The following is a 2,263-nucleotide window of genomic DNA, read 5'->3' on the forward strand; positions in this document are numbered from 1 at the left end:
ATGGCAGAAAAGACAATGCCCCAACCGGATGAGAGCTTTGCGGGCAACTCCGGTCAGGGCATTCAAAAACACAGTGAAAGGATAAACCGCTTTGGGGAACGTCGCAAGCGAGCGGCCATGTTCCAACGGTGGTTAGCCGATCATAATGACCTGACTCACCGCGAGGATTTGCAGCGCGTAAGCGCTGATCTCCGTCAGTGTGCCTCCTGGCTCAAGTTCAATCATTACTACCGAGTTGATGAAGTCCGCCTAGCGGCTGCCTATACCTGTAAGCGGCATCTGGTTTGCCCCTTCTGTGCGGCCCGTAGAGCGTCCAAACAGGTTGAGCGGTATCTTGACCGCCTTCGGGTGATATTGACCGATAACCCCCGCTTAAAACTCGCTCTCCTAACCTTCACGGTTAAGAACGGGGATGACCTGGCAGAACGTCACGCTCACTTAGAAAATTCTTTTCGCAGGCTCCAAAAAAAGCGCCGTGATGCTCTCCAGGGGAAAGGTAAAACCGAGCTTTCAAAGGTCGCGGGTGCCTTCTTTTCCTATGAAGTCACTAATAAGAATCAAGGCAAAGGCTGGCATCCTCATATTCACTGCCTGGTCTTACTGGATGAGTACATCGTTCACTCTAAGCTGGTTACCGAATGGGAAAAAATTACCGGCGATTCAATCATCGTTGATATCCGCCGCATTGCTGGCGGGATCTCTCAGATTATCGACCAGAGTGGGCAGATCGTGCCCGAAATCGTGGACGCTTTCGCCGAGGTCTTTAAGTACGCTCTCAAGTTCTCTGAGCTGTCGTTTCAGCACAACCTGGAAGCCTTCGAGCTGTTGCGCGGTAAGCGTCTACAAGGCTCCTTTGGCCTGTTCTGGGGCGTGAAAGTCCCCGAGTCCCATCTTGATGACCTGCTTGATAACGAACCCTATATTGAGCTGTTTTATCGGTTTAATGGCAAAGCCTACGACCTGACGAAAACCCGACGTTCTACAGCCGACCGCATTGGTGGGCATCTGAAACGCGCCTGGGGCGCGCCTGTACCGTTTATCGGTGATTCTCTCACGGACTGACTACTTACCCCCCTTGGATCAATAGCCCTTGTCTAATTGATCCCTTGCCCGGCCTATGGTCGGGCTTTTTATGTCTGACCACTCGCCTCGGGTGCAGCGTAGCTGCTCCCTCTCTCGGGTCTTTGATAATTCCGTATTCCGTATTCCGTATTAATACGGAATACGGTACGAAATACGATACGAAATACACTTGATCGTCTGTGTAACTGCTACCCGTCATTGATAACTGGATGGTGGTGAGCGAAGCGAACGCATGACAAACCAGCAGGCCACCGCGCCCAGGCAGCCACAGCAGCTTGGGCGCTGTTCGTTGGTGGCAATGCCTCAGCACCTCCATGACAAACAGGGGTTAGCTTGACGGCCTGCAAAGGTCGTCATAGTATGCGTATTACATACTGTGATACTAAAAGAGACTTACACAATGACCGACACCAAGCACACTCCCAAGCCTATTGACCAGTTCACTGTAGCTGCACGGCGCACCGATCCACTTTTCGGTCCTAACCTCCGTGACTTTCAGCCCACCATTCAGCACGTAATCGAAATGATCTCTATCCATGGTGAACCATACGATCCTCCTGGTACCCGCCAGCGCATTAGTCTTTCTCTGCGCCCTGATCTTGTTACAGAAATTCAGGGCATGGCTTCAACACATGACATGCCCACGTCAGCTATGGTTGACGCTCTTCTGCGGGTAGCTATTGGCGATTGGCATGAGTGGTGGAACCACAATGGCGGGGACGCTGGCCCAGCTCAAACAGGTCAGGAGGTGGATTTATGATGTATTCAATCATCGGTCGCCTGGAGCACGTCTTCGACCAGAAACAGGTGAATAAAGAAACAGGGGAAGAAAGCCAGCGGCATAAGATCCAACTGGTGGGGCGTGTCCCGCTGCCCGATGGCAGCAACGAAACACGGTTGGAGCTGGTGACGCTGAACGTTGACGATCCAGCCATCTACAAGTCCCTTGTAGGCTCTGATATTCGCGTACCTTTTGGTTTCTTTGCGCCCAGCAAAGGAACCGTAATTCAGTTTGTCCCGAAAGGTGCAAAACCTCAGAAAGTTACTGCAGGAGCCTAAGCGACTCGGCCCGCCAAACTCCCGTGATGATGCGAGCCTAGCGGCATCTCGGGAGGGCGGCGGGCCTTTAAGTTCATACATGGAAATAAAGTGGCGAAAAATCCACTTAGGGAAAAAACAA

Annotated in this window: 3 protein-coding genes; all 3 read left to right on the forward strand. The window is 52.1% G+C overall.

From position 1 onward, the window contains the following. The 3 genes from ACWI0H_RS21420 to ACWI0H_RS21430 all read left to right on the forward strand — a co-directional run bounded on the left by ACWI0H_RS21420 (window position 1) and on the right by ACWI0H_RS21430 (window position 2,142). Window positions 1-1,062, forward strand: coding sequence for a protein rep (locus tag ACWI0H_RS21420; protein ID WP_485876339.1), 1,062 nt, complete (start codon window positions 1-3; stop codon window positions 1,060-1,062). 421 nt (window positions 1,063-1,483) lie between these two features. After that, complete coding sequence (locus tag ACWI0H_RS21425; RefSeq protein WP_485876335.1) at window positions 1,484-1,843, forward strand: hypothetical protein; 360 nt, start codon at window positions 1,484-1,486, stop codon at window positions 1,841-1,843. Next, the gene (locus ACWI0H_RS21430) at window positions 1,840-2,142 is read left to right on the forward strand and encodes a hypothetical protein (protein ID WP_485876337.1); all 303 of its coding nucleotides are present in this window, start codon (window positions 1,840-1,842) and stop codon (window positions 2,140-2,142) included. Before ACWI0H_RS21425 ends, ACWI0H_RS21430 begins: the two co-directional genes overlap by 4 nt. Window positions 2,143-2,263 lie beyond the last annotated feature (121 nt).

It is taken from the genome of Halomonas sp. NYA30 (assembly GCF_976980765.1).

What these genes read in the sequence shown, in the direction of transcription:
- ACWI0H_RS21420 (WP_485876339.1), top strand. Translation starts at nt 1, where the DNA reads ATGGCAGAAAAGACAATGCCCCAACCGGATGAGAGCTTTGCGGGCAAC.
- ACWI0H_RS21425 (WP_485876335.1), top strand. Translation starts at nt 1,484, where the DNA reads ATGACCGACACCAAGCACACTCCCAAGCCTATTGACCAGTTCACTGTA.
- ACWI0H_RS21430 (WP_485876337.1), top strand. Translation starts at nt 1,840, where the DNA reads ATGATGTATTCAATCATCGGTCGCCTGGAGCACGTCTTCGACCAGAAA.